At 65.4% G+C, this 16,502-nt stretch carries 16 protein-coding genes and 1 pseudogene; 6 read left to right on the top strand and 11 right to left on the bottom strand.

Features of this window, described 5'->3' with window-relative positions:
* Positions 1–2: 2 nt before the first annotated feature.
* The 6 genes and pseudogenes from recF to mutM all read right to left on the bottom strand — a co-directional run bounded on the left by recF (position 3) and on the right by mutM (position 6,424).
* Positions 3–1,088 carry a DNA replication/repair protein RecF gene (recF, locus tag PE067_RS05405; protein ID WP_276188170.1) on the bottom strand — a complete coding sequence of 362 codons (1,086 nt, stop codon included), beginning with the start codon at positions 1,086–1,088 and terminating at the stop codon, positions 3–5.
* The gene (dnaN, locus tag PE067_RS05400; protein ID WP_276188169.1) at positions 1,085–2,203 is read right to left on the bottom strand and encodes a DNA polymerase III subunit beta; all 1,119 of its coding nucleotides are present in this window, start codon (positions 2,201–2,203) and stop codon (positions 1,085–1,087) included. The genes recF and dnaN overlap by 4 nt, the downstream gene beginning before the upstream one ends.
* 102 nt (positions 2,204–2,305) lie before the next feature.
* A complete protein-coding gene (dnaA, locus tag PE067_RS05395) occupies positions 2,306–3,670 on the bottom strand; it encodes a chromosomal replication initiator protein DnaA (RefSeq protein WP_276188168.1) in 1,365 nt (454 codons plus the stop codon).
* A 606-nt stretch (positions 3,671–4,276) separates the two neighbouring features.
* Complete coding sequence (rpsT, locus tag PE067_RS05390; protein WP_276188167.1) at positions 4,277–4,546, bottom strand: 30S ribosomal protein S20; 270 nt, start codon at positions 4,544–4,546, stop codon at positions 4,277–4,279.
* Between the two features lie 149 nt (positions 4,547–4,695).
* Positions 4,696–5,472 carry an enoyl-CoA hydratase gene (locus tag PE067_RS05385; protein WP_276188166.1) on the bottom strand — a complete coding sequence of 259 codons (777 nt, stop codon included), beginning with the start codon at positions 5,470–5,472 and terminating at the stop codon, positions 4,696–4,698.
* A gap of 107 nt (positions 5,473–5,579) precedes the next feature.
* Positions 5,580–6,424, bottom strand: a pseudogene (mutM, locus tag PE067_RS05380) (bifunctional DNA-formamidopyrimidine glycosylase/DNA-(apurinic or apyrimidinic site) lyase).
* 71 nt (positions 6,425–6,495) lie between these two features.
* On the opposite strand from mutM, the gene ubiE reads away from it, so the two are divergent.
* The 4 genes from ubiE to PE067_RS05360 all read left to right on the top strand — a co-directional run bounded on the left by ubiE (position 6,496) and on the right by PE067_RS05360 (position 11,604).
* Positions 6,496–7,248, top strand: coding sequence for a bifunctional demethylmenaquinone methyltransferase/2-methoxy-6-polyprenyl-1,4-benzoquinol methylase UbiE (gene ubiE / locus PE067_RS05375; RefSeq protein WP_276188165.1), 753 nt, complete (start codon positions 6,496–6,498; stop codon positions 7,246–7,248).
* Entirely contained in the window at positions 7,249–8,787 is a 1,539-nt protein-coding gene (gene ubiB, locus PE067_RS05370) for a 2-polyprenylphenol 6-hydroxylase (RefSeq protein ID WP_276188164.1), read from the top strand.
* Positions 8,788–8,919: 132 nt separating this feature from the next.
* Positions 8,920–9,747, top strand: a complete 828-nt coding sequence (locus PE067_RS05365) for a TIGR00282 family metallophosphoesterase (protein WP_276188163.1) — start codon at positions 8,920–8,922, stop codon at positions 9,745–9,747.
* A 78-nt stretch (positions 9,748–9,825) separates the two neighbouring features.
* Positions 9,826–11,604 (top strand): SLC13 family permease, encoded by a 1,779-nt coding sequence (locus PE067_RS05360; RefSeq protein ID WP_276188162.1) that lies wholly within the window; start codon positions 9,826–9,828, stop codon positions 11,602–11,604.
* 193 nt (positions 11,605–11,797) lie between these two features.
* On the opposite strand, the gene PE067_RS05355 is transcribed toward PE067_RS05360, so the two are convergent.
* The 3 genes from PE067_RS05355 to PE067_RS05345 form a co-directional block, all read right to left on the bottom strand.
* Complete coding sequence (locus PE067_RS05355) at positions 11,798–12,634, bottom strand: lysophospholipid acyltransferase family protein (RefSeq protein ID WP_276188161.1); 837 nt, start codon at positions 12,632–12,634, stop codon at positions 11,798–11,800.
* Positions 12,631–13,413 (bottom strand): GNAT family N-acyltransferase, encoded by a 783-nt coding sequence (locus tag PE067_RS05350; RefSeq protein ID WP_276188160.1) that lies wholly within the window; start codon positions 13,411–13,413, stop codon positions 12,631–12,633. The genes PE067_RS05355 and PE067_RS05350 overlap by 4 nt, the downstream gene beginning before the upstream one ends.
* 143 nt (positions 13,414–13,556) lie before the next feature.
* Positions 13,557–13,733: a DUF3553 domain-containing protein gene (locus tag PE067_RS05345; RefSeq protein ID WP_276188159.1), complete on the bottom strand. Its 177-nt coding sequence runs from the start codon at positions 13,731–13,733 to the stop codon at positions 13,557–13,559.
* Positions 13,734–13,787: 54 nt separating this feature from the next.
* Between PE067_RS05345 and PE067_RS05340 the strand changes: the two genes are divergently transcribed.
* Entirely contained in the window at positions 13,788–14,300 is a 513-nt protein-coding gene (locus PE067_RS05340) for a histidine phosphotransferase family protein (protein ID WP_276188158.1), read from the top strand.
* Positions 14,248–14,436 (top strand): histidine phosphotransferase family protein, encoded by a 189-nt coding sequence (locus tag PE067_RS05335; protein ID WP_276188157.1) that lies wholly within the window; start codon positions 14,248–14,250, stop codon positions 14,434–14,436. Before PE067_RS05340 ends, PE067_RS05335 begins: the two co-directional genes overlap by 53 nt.
* A gap of 154 nt (positions 14,437–14,590) precedes the next feature.
* On the opposite strand, the gene PE067_RS05330 is transcribed toward PE067_RS05335, so the two are convergent.
* Positions 14,591–15,856, bottom strand: coding sequence for a glutamate-5-semialdehyde dehydrogenase (locus tag PE067_RS05330; RefSeq protein WP_276188156.1), 1,266 nt, complete (start codon positions 15,854–15,856; stop codon positions 14,591–14,593).
* Positions 15,857–15,971: 115 nt separating this feature from the next.
* The gene (locus tag PE067_RS05325) at positions 15,972–16,490 is read right to left on the bottom strand and encodes an HPP family protein (RefSeq protein ID WP_276188155.1); all 519 of its coding nucleotides are present in this window, start codon (positions 16,488–16,490) and stop codon (positions 15,972–15,974) included.
* Between the last annotated feature and the right edge of the window lie 12 nt (positions 16,491–16,502).

Here is a 16,502-nt window from a genome sequence, read left to right as displayed (position 1 = left end):
GGTCATGGCTGGTCCCTTTCATGGGCGGTCGAACTGTCGCCCGCGCGCGTGATCTGCAGATAGCGGGCGCGGGGGCCGAAGCTGTCGAACAATTCAGGCCCGGTCCCGGTCAGGAATGATTGTGCGGGCAGGGCGATGATTTCATCATAAAGCGCCGCCCGCCGGTCAGAGTCCAGATGGGCCGCGACCTCGTCCAGCAGCAGGACCGGGTTTTCGGCGGACAGCGCGCGGGCATTGGCAAGGATCAGCGAAATCAGCAGCGCCTTTTGCTCCCCGGTCGAGGACAGCGCGGCAGGCATGTCCTGCGGCCCCCAATGCGCCCCCAGATCGGCGCGATGCGGCCCCGACAGGCTGCGCCCCGCCGCCATGTCGCGCCCGCGCGTCGCGGCCAGACGGTCGGCGATGCTGGCCGGGTCGGCATCATCGGCGAACCCCTCGCCGGGCAGCAGGGTCAGGGTCGCTGCGGGAAAGGCCGTGGTCGCGCCCTGTTGCGATTGCGTGATGCGGGCGATGGCGTCCAGCCGGTTGCGGGTCAGCGCCGCGCCCGATGCGGCCATCTGGCTTTCCAGCGCGCGATACCAACCCGCGTCCCCGACCTGATCGCGCAGCAGGCGGTTCCTTTCGCGCATCGCCTTTTCATAGGTCAGCGCGTCTTCGGCATGGCCGGGGGCAAAGCTCAGCGTGATGCGGTCCAGAAAGCGGCGGCGGATTTCGGGCGCGTCGGTCCACAGCCGGTCCATCGCGGGCACCAGCCAGATCACCCGCATCATCCGGCCAAGGGCGACCTGCGGGCCGGGCTTGTCGTCGATCAGGACCTCGCGCGGGGTGCCGGGCGCGGCGCCGGTCTGGACCTGATGTTCGCCGATCTGCGCGCGGATGCGCCAGCCCGCGCCCGGACCCTGCCGGGCCTGATCGCCGGGCGGGGCCTGACGCAACCCGCGACCGGGCGACAGCATCGAGACGGCTTCCAGAATATTCGTCTTGCCCGCACCATTCGCGCCGTAAATGGCAAGCGGGCGCGAATCGGGATCAAGATCCAGTCGCGCCCAACTGCGGAATTGTGCCAGAATCAGCCGGGAAAGCGTCACACGCGCATCGGCATGACGACATAGACGGCGGTGGTGTCGCCACCTTCGCGGATCAGCGCCGCATCGCCCGAACCGTTGAACAGAAAGACCGCGTTTTCGCGTTCGATCTGGTTGGCGATTTCATGCAGGTATTTGGCGTTGAAGCCGATTTCCAGCGGCTCGTCGGCATAGGCCACGGCCAGTTCCTCGTCTGCGGCGCCCGCGTCGGGGGCGTTGACGGACAGGACCAGCCGGTCCTCGTCCAAGGCCAGTTTCACGGCACGCGAGCGTTCGCTGCTGACGGTCGCGACACGGTCCACCGCCTTGGCGAAATCGCCCGCGTCCACTTCCAGCTTGCGGCTGTTGCCCGAGGGGATGACGCGCGAATAATCGGGGAAGGTGCCGTCAATGACCTTGGATGTCAGGGTGATCGTCGGCGTGGCGAACCGCACCTTGGTTTCGCTGACGGAAACCGCGATCTGTGCCTCGTCATCGTCCAGCAGTTTGCGCAATTCGTTCACCGTCTTGCGCGGCACGATCACGCCCGGCATGTCGGCCGCCGCGTCGGGCAGGGGGGCGTCGATGCGGGCCAGACGGTGGCCGTCGGTCGCGACGCAACGCAGCGCCAGCCCGTCTTCGGTCTGGGCGACATGCATATAGACGCCGTTCAGATAGTAACGGGTTTCTTCGTTGGATATCGCGAATTTCGACTTGTCGAACAGCCGGCGCAGCGCGGGCGCGGGGGCCGAGAAATTCGCGGAATATTCGGTCGTCGACATGATCGGGAAATCTTCGCGCGGCAGGGTCGCCAGGCTGAAGTTCGACCGTCCCGCCTGCACCGTCAGCCGTTCCGAGGCCGCTTCGGTGCTGATCTGGACCAGCGCGCCATCGGGCAGCTTGCGGGCGATATCGTTCAGCATCGAGGCCGAAACCGTCGTGGCGCCGGGACGTTCGACCTGCGCGGGGGCGCGGTCCACGACCTCGGTGTCCAGATCGGTGGCGCGAAAGCTGACGCCCTCGGGTGTGGCCTCGATCAACACATTGGCCAGAATCGGGATGGTGTTGCGCCGTTCGACCACCGATTGCGCCTGCGCGACGGCTTTGACCAGAACGGCACGCTCGATCGAGAATTTCATGGTCGGTCCCCTGTCCCTTTGCCCCGGATCGCGGGGTATTTCAGTGGAGGGCAATTTCAATGGAATCGGGGCGCCGGTCAAGGCGCCCCGGTGATTGAATTCTCAGGCTTCCAGCAGGCGGCGCAGCATGTCGAGATCTTCGGCGATGCTGCGGTCGGTGCCGCGCAGCTCCTCGATCTTGCGGACGCCGTGCATGATCGTGGTGTGATCGCGCCCGCCAAAGCGGCGCCCGATTTCCGGCAGGCTGCGCGAGGTCATCTGTTTGGACAGATACATCGCGATCTGGCGCGGGCGGGCGACGGTGCGCACGCGTTTCGGGCCGATCATGTCCGACAGGCGGATGTTGTAATGTTCGGCGACCTTGCGCTGGATTTCCTCGATCGTCAGCTTGCGGTCGGATGAGCGCAGGATATCGGCCAGACATTCCTGGGTCATGTCCAGCGAAATTTCGCGGCCCATCAGGCTGGCAAAGGCGAACAGCCGTTGCAGCGCGCCTTCCAGAACGCGCACGTTCGAGGTGATGCGCGCGGCCAGAAACTCCAGCACGCCCGGCGCCATGACCAGATCGGGATGGGTGGCGCGGAACTGTTCGGTCTTGGATTGCAGGATCGACAGGCGCAATTCGTAATCCGTGGGGTGCAGATCGACGATCAGCCCGCAGGACAGGCGCGAACGGATGCGTTCCTCCATATCCTTGATTTCGCCCGGCGCGCGGTCGGCGGAAATCACGATCTGCTTGCCCTGATCGACCAAGGCATTGAAGGTATGAAAGAATTCTTCCTGCGTCGAATCCTTGCCGGCGATGAACTGGACGTCATCGACCATCAGGGTCGATACGGTGCGGAACATTTCCTTGAAATCCATGATGGTGCGTTCGCGCAGCGCCTGAACGAAACGATACATGAACTGTTCGGCCGACAGATACAGCACCCGCGCCTCGGGCTGGCGGATCTGTATTTCGCGGGCGATGGCATGCATCAGGTGGGTCTTGCCCAGACCGACGCCGCCATACAGGAACAGCGGGTTGAAGGTCACGGGGCCGCCTTCGGCGACGCGACGGGCGGCGGCATGGGCCAGCTCGTTCGGTTTGCCGACGACAAAATTGTCAAAGGTAAAGCGGCTGTCCAGCGGCGCGGCCAGATCATCGTCGCCGCGGCCGGTCATGCGCAGGGTCACCGGCACGGGCTGGTGGCGGGGCGCGGGGGCGGTGCGGATGCGCGCGGTCTTTTGCGTGGTCAGATCAAAACTGACGCGCTGCGCGGGATGGCCCACGATATCCAGCGCCTTCAGGATGTCGTTGCTGTAATGGCGTGACACCCAATCCGACAGGAATCGCGTCGGGCAGGCGATGACCGCCGTGCCGTCGTCGATGCCCGTCAGGTCGAGGGGGGCAATCCAGGTTGCGAAATTGTCCGCCCCGACGATCCGCTCAAGTTCCTCACGCGCCTGCCCCCAGATTTTTTTCATCTATATTCTCTATAAGTCTGATCGCTTCCCCAACCCGCCGGGCAAACCGGCGGTGCGATGCAACCTCGCGTTTTGGGCAGATGTCACATGCCGAAATCGGCCCAGCACCTTCCGCAGGGGGAAGGATGTCAGGGCCGCAAGCGGCCGTGTGTCAAACTACAGACAGGAAGCACGGACCAATGGCAGTCGGTCAAATCAGCTTCACGACCGGGTTCGCTGTTTGGCGAATCCCGGCCTGTCCCGCTGGACCGGCTGGCAGAGCCGGTGTGGCCGGACGATGTCCCCCAGGTGCGAAGGTGAATCGCAGGGATGAAGCTACCCCCAACGCCAAGGGCGGGGCAACCGATCTTCACGCTTGACATGAATTTGGCGCCGCGAATCTGACAGTGACGTGGCATTTTGCCGACAGCCTGAATTTTTCTGCGGAAAACAGGCGCTTGCCTCTTGTCAACTTCCCCTTGCGTCTAGCGATGGGTCGCAGATGCGACCAAAAAGGGCGCATCCGAAAGATGCACTCTGCGGGCCGTTTCCGGCCGATTCATGAAAATTGCGACGGTTTTCCGACAGCGTCAGGTGACGTTGCGGCACCGCCTGCAAAAGTCGCGCTCAGGCGTTGCCGACGGCTTTCACGCGGGCCGACAGGCGCGAGATCTTGCGGGCGACGGTGTTCTTGTGAACGACGCCTTTGGTGACGCCGCGCATCAGTTCGGGCTGAGCGGCTTTCAGCGCATCGCGGGCGGCATCGGCATTGCCCGAGGCGATCGCTTCTTCGACCTTGCGCAGGAAGGTGCGGATGCGCGAACGGCGTGCCTTGTTGACGGCGGTCTTGCGCTCGATCTGGCGGGCGCGTTTCTGGGACTGGGGCGAGTTGGCCATGGGTGCGGTCCTGTTCAATCTTAAAAAACGAACAGCGCAAACCCAATGGCGCCGTCCAGATCAGGACGGTTCTTTTCACGCCTTAAGCGGGCCCACGCGCATGTCAGGCCCGGCCTATACAGGGGACCGGGCGCAAAGCCAAGCGGGATCTATTTGTCGCGGAATTGCGGTTCGCGTTTTTCCAGAAAGGCGTTCATGCCTTCCTTCTGGTCGGCGGTGGCGAACAGCCCGGCAAAGGAGCGGCGTTCGAACAGGATGCCTTCGCGCAGCGTCGTGTCATAGGCGCGGTTGACGCATTCCTTGCCGACCATCACGGAAATCAGCGATTTTTCCGCGATCTTGCGGGCGGCGGCCAGCGCCTCGGGCAGCAGCTTGGCGGCGGGCACGACGCGGCTGACAAGGCCCGCGCGCTCGGCCTCGGCCGCGTCCATGAAGCGGCCGGTCAGGATCATGTCCATCGCCTTGGCCTTGCCCACGGCATTGGGCAGGCGCTGCGTGCCGCCGATGCCGGGGATCACGCCCAGGTTGATTTCGGGCTGGCCGAATTTCGCGCTGTCCGAACAGATGATGAAATCGCAGGCCAGCGCCAGCTCGCAGCCGCCGCCAAGCGCATAGCCCGATACGGCGGCGATGATCGGCTTGCGGGTGTTGGTGATCGGCTCGATTTCCGTGCCGAACATATTCGACACCAGCACGTCGTCATAGTTCATCGCCGCCATTTCCGTGATGTCGGCACCTGCGGCAAAGGCCTTTTCGCTGCCGGTCAGGACGATGCAGCGGACCTTGTCGTTCTGGTCGGCCTCTTGCAGGGCCTGACCCAGTTCCGACAGCAACTGCTGGTTCAGCGCATTCAGCGCCTCGGGGCGGTTCAGGCGGATCAGGGCGACGTAATCGTCAATCTCAACGATCAGGGTCTGGTATGCCATTGCGACATTGCCTTTCCAGGTGTCTGCCGCAGGGCTGCGGCGGGATAAATCGCGGCTCTCCTATCAAATCCCGGCGCGGCTGGCCAGTGCGCTGCGGTGCAGCGGGATCAGTGCTGGCAGGTCGCGCAGAAATAGCTGGAGCGGCCCGATTGCGTGATCCGCCGGATGCTGCCGGTGCAGCCCGGCGTCGGGCAGGGGGCGCCGTCGCGGTCATAGACGCGGAAAGCGTGCTGGAAATAGCCCAGTTCCCCGGTCGCCTGCCGGTGGTCGCGCAGGGACGACCCGCCCGCGGCAATCGCCTCGGTCAGCACGTCGCGGATATGGGCGGTCAGCGATTCGATCTGCGCGCGCCCGATCCGCCCCCGGCCCGGCGCGGGTCGATGCCCGCGCGGTGCAGCGCCTCTGACACATAGATATTGCCCAGCCCCGCGACGGTGCGCTGGTCCAGCAGCAAGGCCTTGATCGGGGCGGCGCGGTCTTTCAGCGCATGGGCCAGCCGGTCGGCGTCGAAATCATCGGACAGGGGTTCCGGCCCCAGACCGGCGAACAGCGCGGCTTCGGCCCCCGGCGCGATCAGATCGACCATGCCGAATCGCCGCGCGTCATTATAGGTGATGGTCGTGCCCTGATCGTTCACCAGCACGACATGGTCGTGGCGCGGCAGGATCGCGGGGTCGCGGTGATGATCGGCCGTTGCCGCGCCTTCGATCAGGATGCGGCCCGACATGCCCAGATGGATCAGCAGGGTGCCGCGATCATGCAGGTCGGCCAGCAGATATTTCGACCGCCGGCGCAGCGCCGTGATCTGCGCGCCGGTCAGCACCTGCACCAGATCGGGCGGCAGCGGGCGGCGCAGATCGGGGCGGCGGGCCTCGGCCCGCGCGATGCCGCGCCCTTCCAGATGCGGCAACAGGCCACGGCGGACGGTTTCGACCTCTGGCAGTTCTGGCATTTTCCCCTCATCCGTCGCATGGTGCGCCCGCGCCGACATAACTGGGCGCGAAACAGGCGAACGGCAAGCATATGAACGACTCGAACCGCAAGGAAACCCATTTCGGCTTTCAGACCGTCGCCGAGGAAGACAAGGCCGGACTGGTCCATGGCGTCTTTTCCCGCGTCGCCTCGCGCTATGACGTGATGAACGATCTGATGAGCGTGGGTGTCCATCGGCTGTGGAAAAATGCGCTGATGGACTGGCTGGTGCCGCAGAACGGCCAGCGCCTGCTGGATGTGGCGGGGGGCACGGGCGACATCGCGTTTCGTTTCCTGAACCGCGCGCCGGGGGCCAGTGTCACGGTCTGCGACATGACCGAATCGATGCTGGTCGAGGGCCGCGAGAGGGCCGAGGCCGGAACCTTCGCCGACCGCCTGTCATGGGTCACGGGCGATGCGATGGCACTGCCCTTTCCCGATCATTCGTTCGACCGCTACACGATCAGCTTCGGCATCCGCAACGTCACCCGCATCCCGGCGGCGCTGGCCGAGGCGTATCGCGTTCTGCGTCCCGGCGGGCGGCTGATGGTGCTGGAATTCAGCCAGATCCCGGTGCCCATGATGCAATGGCTGTATGACCGCTATTCCTTCAACGTCATTCCGGTGATGGGGCAGGTCGTGGCGAATGACCGCGACAGCTATCAGTATCTGGTCGAATCGATCCGCAAATTCCCCGATCAGGAAACATTCGCCCAGATGATCCGCGATGCCGGTTTCGAACGGGTGCAATGGCGCAACCTCTCGATGGGGATTGCCGCGCTGCATTCGGGCTGGAAACTGTAGATGCGCGGGCCGCACAACATCTGGCGCCTGATCCGCACCGGCGCGACATTCGAACGCACGGGCGCCATGGGTGTCGCGCTGGACGCGGTCGAGGCGCCGCCGCGCCTGCGCATCGCTGCCCGCGTGCTGGGCTGGCCGTTTCGCTGGCTGGGCTACAAGGGCGATCCCGCCCTGCCGCCGGTGACGCGCGCCATCACCGCGCTTGGGCCGGCCTATATCAAATTCGGCCAGATCCTGTCGACGCGGCCCGATGTCGTCGGCACCGAACTGGCCGATCAGCTGCGCATGCTGCAAGACCGCCTGCCGCCGTTTCCGACCGATATCGCCGCCCGCACCATCGAGGCCGAAACCGGCCAGCCTGTCGCTGCGCTGTTCAGCGAGTTTTCCGAACCCGTCGCGGCCGCGTCCATCGCGCAGGTCCATCGCGCGCGCCGCGCCGACAACGGGCGCGAGGTTGCGGTCAAGGTCCTGCGCCCGAATATCGAAAGCGCCTTTCGCCGCGATATCGACGCGTTCCACTTTGCCGCCTCGATGATCGAAACGCTGGTGCCGGGCACCCGCCGCCTGCGGCCGCGCGATGTCGTGGCGCATTTCGAATCGGTGGTGAATGGCGAACTGGACCTGCGCCTAGAGGCGGCGTCGGCATCGCAATTCGCGGAAAACACCGTGGGCGACGATGGCATGGACGTGCCTCGCCCGGCGTGGGGCATGACCGGCCGCCGCGTCCTGACCTGTGACTGGGCCGAGGGGTTGCCGATGGGCGATGTCGCGGGCCTGAAGGCAGCGGGGCTGGACACGGACGAACTGGGGCGCCGCGTCCTGCAGCTTTTCCTGCAGCATGCCCTGCGCGACGGCTATTTTCACGGCGACATGCATCAGGGCAACCTGAAGGTCGCGCCGAACGGCAATGTCATCATCTATGATTTCGGCATCATGGGCGAAATCGACGCCTATACCCGCCGGATCTATGCCGAAATCCTGATGGGCTTCATCCGCCGCGATTACGATCAGGTCGCCCGCGTTCATTTCGAGGCGGGCTATGTCCCCGCCGACCGCGACCGCGCCGAATTCGCCCGCGCGCTGCGTGCCGTGGGCGAGCCGATCTTTGGCGCCGATGCCAGCCAGATTTCCATGGCGAACCTGCTGGCCTATCTGTTCGAGGTGACAGAGCGTTTCGGCATGGCGACAAGGACCGAACTGATCCTGCTGCAGCGCACGATGGTCGTGGTCGAGGGCGTGGCCCGGTCGCTGAATCCCCAGATCAACATGTGGGAGGTCGCGCGCCCTGTCGTCGAAAGCTATATCCGCGACAATCTGGGGCCGAAATCGCTGGCGCGCGACGGTTTGCGGGTGGTGCAGACCATCGGCCGCTATGCGCCCCTGATGCCCGATGCGGTCGAACGGATGCTGGGCCAGCTTCTGCGCGAGGATCAGGACAAGCCCGCCGATCCCGTCGATGGCCGGGGCTGGCTGGTCCCGATGCTGGCGGGGGGCGGGATCGCGGTCCTGGCCTTTGTGCTGGGGGCGTGGCTGTCCTGACGGTTTCCGGCTTTCACGGCCCGCTTTGTCGGGGTGGCGTCGGGGTGGGCGCTTTGTCACATCTGCAACGCTGCCGTCCGACAGGGCTTTGGGGGGTTGAGTGCATTATTCCTTTCCCCTAACGGTTCAGGGATGAAAATTCTCTACCTTGGCGATGTGATGGGGCGTGCCGGACGGCGCGCGATAATCGAAGGGCTGGCCGCGCTGAAACAGCGGCTGCGCGTCGATTTTACCATCGTGAACGGCGAAAATGCCAGCGGGGGCATGGGTTTGACCGGGCCTCATGCGAAACTGCTGCTGGATGCGGGGGCCGATTGCGTGACGCTTGGCGATCATGCTTTCGATCAGAAAGACATGCTGTCCTTTATCGAAACCGAACCGCGCATCATCCGCCCGCTGAATTTCTCGCGCGAGGCGCCGGGGCACGGGGCGCGGGTGTTTCAGGCGACGCAGGGCCGCAAGGTGCTGGTCGCGCAGGTGCTGGGTCAGGTGTTCATGAAACGGCCCTTTGACGATCCGTTTTCCGCCATCGACACGGTGCTGCGCGCCCATCCGCCCGGCGGCATGGTGCAGGCCGCCGTCGTCGATATCCATGCCGAGGCGACCAGCGAGAAAATGGCCATGGGCCATTATTGCGACGGCCGCGCCAGTCTGGTCGTCGGCACCCATACCCATGTGCCGACCGCCGATCACCAGATCCTGCCGCGCGGCACGGGCTATCTGACCGATGCCGGGATGTGCGGCGATTACGACAGCATCATCGGCATGGAAAAGGCCGAACCCATGCGGCGTTTCCTGACCGGGATGAGCCGCGACCGCTTTACCCCGGCCGAGGGCGAGGCGACGCTTTCGGGCGTGCTGGTCACCACCAATGACCGCACCGGCTTTGCCACGGCGATCCAGCCGGTCCGGCAGGGCGGGCGGCTGTCGCAGGCCCCGGCCGATGCGGGTGCGGGCTGAGAGCCCCGGTGGTGACAAGGCGGGCGCCCTCCGCCGGAACAAGGGGCGGCTTGGCGAGGCAACCGGGATAAGCTCAGCATGTTCGGAATCGAACTGACAGGCATGACGGCGACCATTGCGGCGCTGCTCATCATGACGATCACCTTCATCATGTTCGTGCTGGAAAAATACCCGCCCGAGGTGGTGGCGATCATTTCGGCGGCGATCATGCTGGCGCTTGGGCTGATGCCGTTCGACGGTGCGCTGAATGCCCTGTCGAATTCCGCGCCCTGGACCATCGCCTTCATGTTCGTGATCATGGGCGGGCTGATGCGCACGGGTGCGCTGGAACTGATGTCGCAACTGGTGTCCGCCCATGCCGACACACATCCAAAGGCGACGATCATCGCGATGTTCGGTTTCATCATCGTCGTCGCCTCGATCATGAACAACACGCCGGTCGTGGCGGTGATGATCCCCATCGTCATCCAGGTCGCGGTCAAGGCCAGGATCGCGCCGTCCAAGCTGTTGATGCCGCTGAGCTATTTCACCATCATGGGCGGCATGCTGTCGCTGATCGGGACCTCGACCAACCTGCTGGTCGATGGCGTGGTGCGCAATACCGGGATGCAGCCCTTCGGCATTTTCGAAATCTTTCCGGTGGGCGTCGCGGTTCTGGCGGCGGGGATCGGCTTCTTTGCGCTGGTCGGCGGCCGGCTGCTGCCGGATCGCACCTCGATGGCGGGGTTTCTGGGCACCCGCCGCGAGATGAAATATTTCACCGAGGTCGCCATTCCCGAAGACAGCGGGCTGATCGGCAAGCCGGTGAACGAGGTGCCGCAGTTCAAGCGCGACGCCATCCGGGTGATCGACGTGCTGCGCGGCGATGCGTCGCTGCGGCGCAATATGGCCGAGGTCGTGCTGGAGGCAGGCGACCGCGTCGTCCTGCGCACCGAAATGGCCGACCTGCTGGAGATGCAGGGCAACAAGAACCTGCGTCTGGTCGACAAACTGAGTTCGGTCGAGACGGAAACGGTCGAGGTGCTGATTTCGCCGGGCGCGCGTCTGGTCGGGCGCAGGCTGGGCGACATGCGCCTGCGCCGCCGCTATGGGGTCTATGTTCTGGCCGCGCATCGCCGCAGCCAGAACATCGGTCGCCAGCTGGATGATCTGGTGGTGCGCGTCGGCGATACGCTGTTGCTGGAGGGTGCGCCCGAAGACATCCAGCGTCTGGCCGTCGACATGGATCTGGTCGATGTCTCGCGCCCGACGGCCAAGGCATTCCGCCGCAACAAGGCGCCGATTGCCATTGCCTCGCTGCTGGCGGTCGTGCTGCTGGCCGCGCTGGATGTGGCGCCGATCATGGCGCTGGCCTTTATGGCGGTCGCGGTCCTGCTGGTCACGCGCTGCGTCGATGCCGAAGAGGCATTCACCTTTGTCGATGCGCGGCTTCTGGCGATGATCTTTGCCATGCTGGCCATCGGCGAGGCGCTGGACCATACCGGCACGGTCAAGTTCATCGTCGATGGTATCTCGCCCTTTTTGCAGGGGCTGCCGCCGGTGGTGACGCTGGTCTGTGTCTATTTCCTTGGGCTGGCGCTGACCGAGGTTCTGTCGAACAATGCCGTTGCCGTCATCCTGACCCCCATCGCCATCGCCACGGCCCATCAACTGGGCCATGACCCGCGCGCCTATTGCGTGGCGGTGATGTTTTCGGCCTCGGTCGCCTTTGCGACGCCGATCGGCTATCAGACGCATATGATGGTCTACGGGCCGGGCGGCTATAAATTCAGCGACTTCGTCAAGGTCGGCGTGCCGCTGGATATCGTGACCGGGCTGGCGGCCTGTCTGGCGATCCCGATCTTTTTCCCGCTGTGATGCCTTGCGGATCCGACCGCAGGCGGTCGGTTCCGGTTGCGTCCCGCGATGGTTGGGTCATGGGGGGCGGGCCACGCTGGCGTCGTCGCCTTGCGACGCGGCGCGGGTTGTGCCGGGCTGATGCCTTTGGCGCCGCCTGACCGCCGTTGCATGCTGACTGCCGTTGCATGCTGCCGTCGTCGTGGGATTTCGGTCAGTCCTGAAAACCCGATCTGACGGCGGCTTCGGCCAGGACCGCAAGTTCCTTGCGGTTGCGTCCCGCGGTGGTGATCGGCGGGTGCAGCGTCACGGTGACGCAGCCCTGGCGGGCTTGGGCGAGGATGGCGAGCAGATGCGGGCCCAGTGCCATGTCGCCCACCAGCCGTAAAGCGCGGGTCGCGTCCCTGGGGGCGTGATAGCGCACCGAAACCGGCTGGATCGCCAGCGCATCGGGCAGGGCGGGATCGAGGAAGCCCTGAAACAGCGTCGCCTTGAAGGGCAGGACGCGGGTGCCGTCGCTGCTGGTGCCTTCGGGAAAGAACAGCAGGCGGTGCCCGGCGCGGGTCCGTTCGGCGAATTCGGCGGCCTGCTGGCGGGCGAGTTTCGGGTCGCGGGTCACGAAATGCGTATCGGTCACGCGGGTCAGGATATTGATGCCCGGCCAGCCCGCGACCTCGGCCTTGGACACGAAGAACACCGGCATGGCCGCGTTCAGGACGAAGATGTCGAGGCCGGTCGAGTGGTTCGCGACGGCGGCCCCGGCGCCGCGCAAGGGCTGGCCGATGCGGCGCCAGCGCAGCCCCATGATCCACAGGCAGATGCGGCAGACGCCTTGCACCCAGGGGCCGGTGACGGGGCGGCGGGGGCCTGCGAACAGCCGCTCGATCAGGCGCAGGGGCAGGATCAGCAGGACGCCCGCCAGCAGGACCGCGATGATCGCCCCGCCGCGCAGCAGGACCAGCAGCCAGCCGGTCGGGGTCGGGCGCGGCGGTTCGGGCTGATCGTCGCTGCGCCAGGTCGGACCGGAATTGCGAGGGCCGGGCTGGGTCATCTGGCGCGGCGGCGGTCTTCGTAAAAGCTGCGGTGCTTGGCCGACATGCGTGCCGTGTCGATCATGACCAGCACATCGGTCGTGTTGAAGGCATGGTCCAGAAACGCGCCTTCGCCGATCGTGCAGCCAAGGCGCAGATAGGCCTTGATCAGCGGCGGCATGGCCAGCATGGCCTGCCTGCGGTCCAGCGCATCGGCGGGCAGCAGGTTCATGTCCTGATAGCCCGAGGGCAGGGCGCAGGGCCGCATATCCGCCGGGGCAAGGTGGTTGTGGTGCAGCCAGCCGAGGGGCTGGGCCAGCGCCTGCGCATCCGTGCCATGAAACGAGGCGACGCCGAACAGGATTTCCGCGCCCGTATCCAGCACATAATCAGCCAGCGCGTTCCAGATCAGAAAGACGCCCGAGCCGCCGCGATATTCGGCATCGACGCAGGACCGGCCCAGTTCCAGCAGCTTGCGCCCCGACTGGCGCAGCCGCGTCAGGTCATATTCGCTGTCGGAATAGAACCGGCCAAAGCCTTCGGCCCGATCCTGCGGCAGCAGGCGATAGACGCCCACGACGTGATCCAGATCGCCGTCCGAGCGGCGGCGGTCGATCAGGACCAGATGGTCGGCGACCGGGTCCATTTCATCGCGTTCCAGCCGCTTGCCGTGATCGACCAGCCCGCCGTCACCGCCCAGCTCCTCGACAAAGACGCGATAGCGCAGCCTTTGCGCGGCCAGCAGATCCGCCTCGGAGAGGGCGATGCGGGTTTCGAAATATGAGGTGTCGGGAGTCATCGGTTCTTCGCGCAGCCTTCTGCTCGGGTCGCTTCGTCAATAGGTAGGCGGTCGCGGATTTGCAACCATGCCACTTGGCACGTCAGGGTTCGTTAATGGTTATTGACTAAACCAAAGGTTGAATTACCCTAAGTTGGTCAAGATCAGGAATTGATATCGACAAGGATGAGCGCAACCGATTTGCCATCGATCACCTGTTTGCCCGCATTGGCAAAATTCACGGTGAACCGGTCGCCGATCCGCGACTGGACCTGACCCACGCCCCAATCCGGGGCGGTGGGGTGACGGACCAGCATGCCGGGGGCAAGGATCTCATTCATGACGTGTCTCTTTCCTGCAAACGAAGGGCAGTGTTAGTGATGGATGATGTGACAATGACAACCGGACTGGATTGGCTCCGCGCGGGACAGACAGCCTCGCAGCGGCTTTCCGCGCTGGTCGGCTCGCGCCTGTGCCATGATCTGATCTCGCCATTGGGGGCCATCGGCAACGGGGTCGAGTTGCTGCAGATCTCGGGCCAGTTCGGCGGTATTGCCAGCAGCCCCGAACTGCAGCTGATCAGCGAAAGCGTCGAGGCGGCGCGCAGCCGGATCAGCTGGTTCCGCGTGGCCTTTGGCCATGCGGCGGCGGATCAGCGTTTCGCGGCCTCGGCGCTGGCGGATCTGTTGAAGGGGGCGGACCGCAGCGGGCGCATCCGCATCCATCTGGACGCCGGCGGCGACCTGCCCCGGACCGAGGTGCGGCTGATCCTGCTGGCCCTGATGTGTCTGGAAACCGCGCTGCCCTCGGGGTGGCCGCGTGCTGGTCTGCCGGGGCGTCACCGGCTGGCGGCTGGTGGCCGAGGCCGAACGCGTCGAGGTCGATCCCGCCCTGTGGTCGCGGCTTGATGGCCGTCAGGCGGATGGCTTGCCCGACCCTGCGCCATCCGAGGTGCATTTCGCCCTGCTGGCGCTGTGCGCACAGGAACAGCAACGCCCCCTGACATGGGAAATGGACGAAAAAGGCGGAGAAATTTCGTTCTGAAGGAACGGGTTGCGCGACATTCCTGATGTGATGCCGCAACAGGGCTTGCCAACGTTCCGGTGGGGGATGCCACAATGTCATCTGCGGCATCCCCGATTGCCCGGCCCCTGCCAGTCGTCCCGCCTTGGCCAGTCGCTTGGCCCCTGCCAATCGCCTAGTCTCTGACCGTGCCGTCGCCGGTAACCAGATATTTGAAGCTGGTCAGTTGTTCGGCGCCGACCGGGCCGCGGGCATGCATCCTGCCGGTGGCGATGCCGATTTCCGCGCCCATGCCGAATTCCCCGCCATCCGCGAACTGGGTCGAGGCGTTGCGCATCAGGATCGCGCTGTCCAGACGGTTGAAGAACCGCGCGGCAGTGGCGTCGTTTTCGGTCAGGATCGCCTCGGTATGGCCCGAGCCATGGGTGCGGATATGGTCGATCGCGCCATCGACGCCATCGACCAGCCGGGCGGCGATGATGCTGTCCAGAAACTCCTGCCCGAAATCTTCCGGCGTCGCGGGGACGGTACCGGGGATATCGGCCAGCTTGCCCTCGGCCCGGACCTCGACCCCCGCATCCAGCAGGTCCTGCACCAGCACCGCGCCGTGTCTGGCGTAAAAGGCGCGGTCGATCAGCAGGCATTCGGCGGCGCCGCAGATGCCGGTGCGCCGGGTTTTCGCGTTCACGACGACGCGCCGCGCCTTGTCCAGATCGGCGTCGGCATCGGCATAGACATGGCAGATGCCTTCCAGATGGGCAAAGACCGGGACGCGCGCCTCGGCCTGAACGCGGCCGACCAGACCCTTGCCGCCGCGCGGAATGATGACGTCGATCAGCCCCTGCGCGCGCAGCGTCGCGCCCACCGCCTCGCGGTCGCGGGTCGGGATCATCTGCACCGCGGTTTCGGGCAGGCCCGCCTGACGCAGGCCCTGCACCAGACATTCATGGATCGCGGCCGAGGAGTGCAGGCTTTCCGAACCGCCCTGCAGGATCACCGCATTTCCCGATTTCAGCGCCAGCGCGGCGGCATCGGCGGTGACGTTCGGGCGGCTTTCATAGATCACGCCGATCACGCCCAAGGGCGTCGCGACGCGCTGGATATGCAAGCCGTTCGGGCGGTCCCATTCGGCCAGAACCCGGCCCACGGGATCGGGCTGTTCGGCGACGGCGCGCAGCCCATCCTCGATGGCGCGGATGCGGTCGGGGTCCAGCACCAACCGGTCGATCATCGCTGGCGACAGGCCCTTTTCCTGCGCAAAGGCCACGTCCTTGGCATTGGCGTCCAGGATCCGGTCCTGGGCCGCCACAAGGGCATGGGCCGCGCCGATCAGCGCGGCATGTTTGCGTTCCGCACTGGCCTCGGCCAGTGCGGCGGCGGCCAGACGGGCGTCCTGACCAAGCCGGGCGATCAGCGCATCGGCGTCCTGAAGGTCCTTCATCGCCATTCCTGTCGTTGCGAATGTCCTGTGCATCCAGATAGACAGTTTTGCGCCCGAGCGTTAGGGGGCATGGCGATAAATCCCCTGCAACGCCCCCCAGGAAACACCCCGCCCGTCAGGCCACGGGATAGGGACGGCGCGACACCATGCGGTGATACAGGCAGGCCGTCAGGCACAGCAGGACCGCCCCGGCCAGAATGGGCATGGCCAGAAAGCTCCAGCCCGCGCCGGTCAGGATGACGACAATCGGATTGGCGCCTGCGGGGGGATGCACCGTTGCGGTGAACTGCATCACCGCGATGGCCAGACCGACGCCGACCGCCAGAGCCAGCACCCCGGTTCCCAGGGTGTTCAGCACGATCAGCCCGACCAGCGCCGACAGGAAATGCCCGCCGATGACATTGCGCGGCCGCGCCAGCAGGCTGGCGGGCAGGGCGAACAGCAGCACGCAGCTTGACCCGAAAGGCGCGATCAGCAGCGCCAGCTGCATCGCATCGGTCACTGCGGCCATGATGCCGATCGCAATGAATCCCCCCACGCCCGAAATCAGCGCAGGCAGGGCATTGCGGAGCGTGTGATCCTTGAATGCGGCCAGAGGTGCTGCGGCCCGCGTGGTGTCTGTCGTGGTATTCATGGCGAAATGCCC

The organism is Paracoccus sp. DMF-8, from assembly GCF_029309835.1.
GTDB lineage: Bacteria > Pseudomonadota > Alphaproteobacteria > Rhodobacterales > Rhodobacteraceae > Paracoccus.
This window is presented reverse-complemented; position numbering and strand designations above follow the sequence as displayed.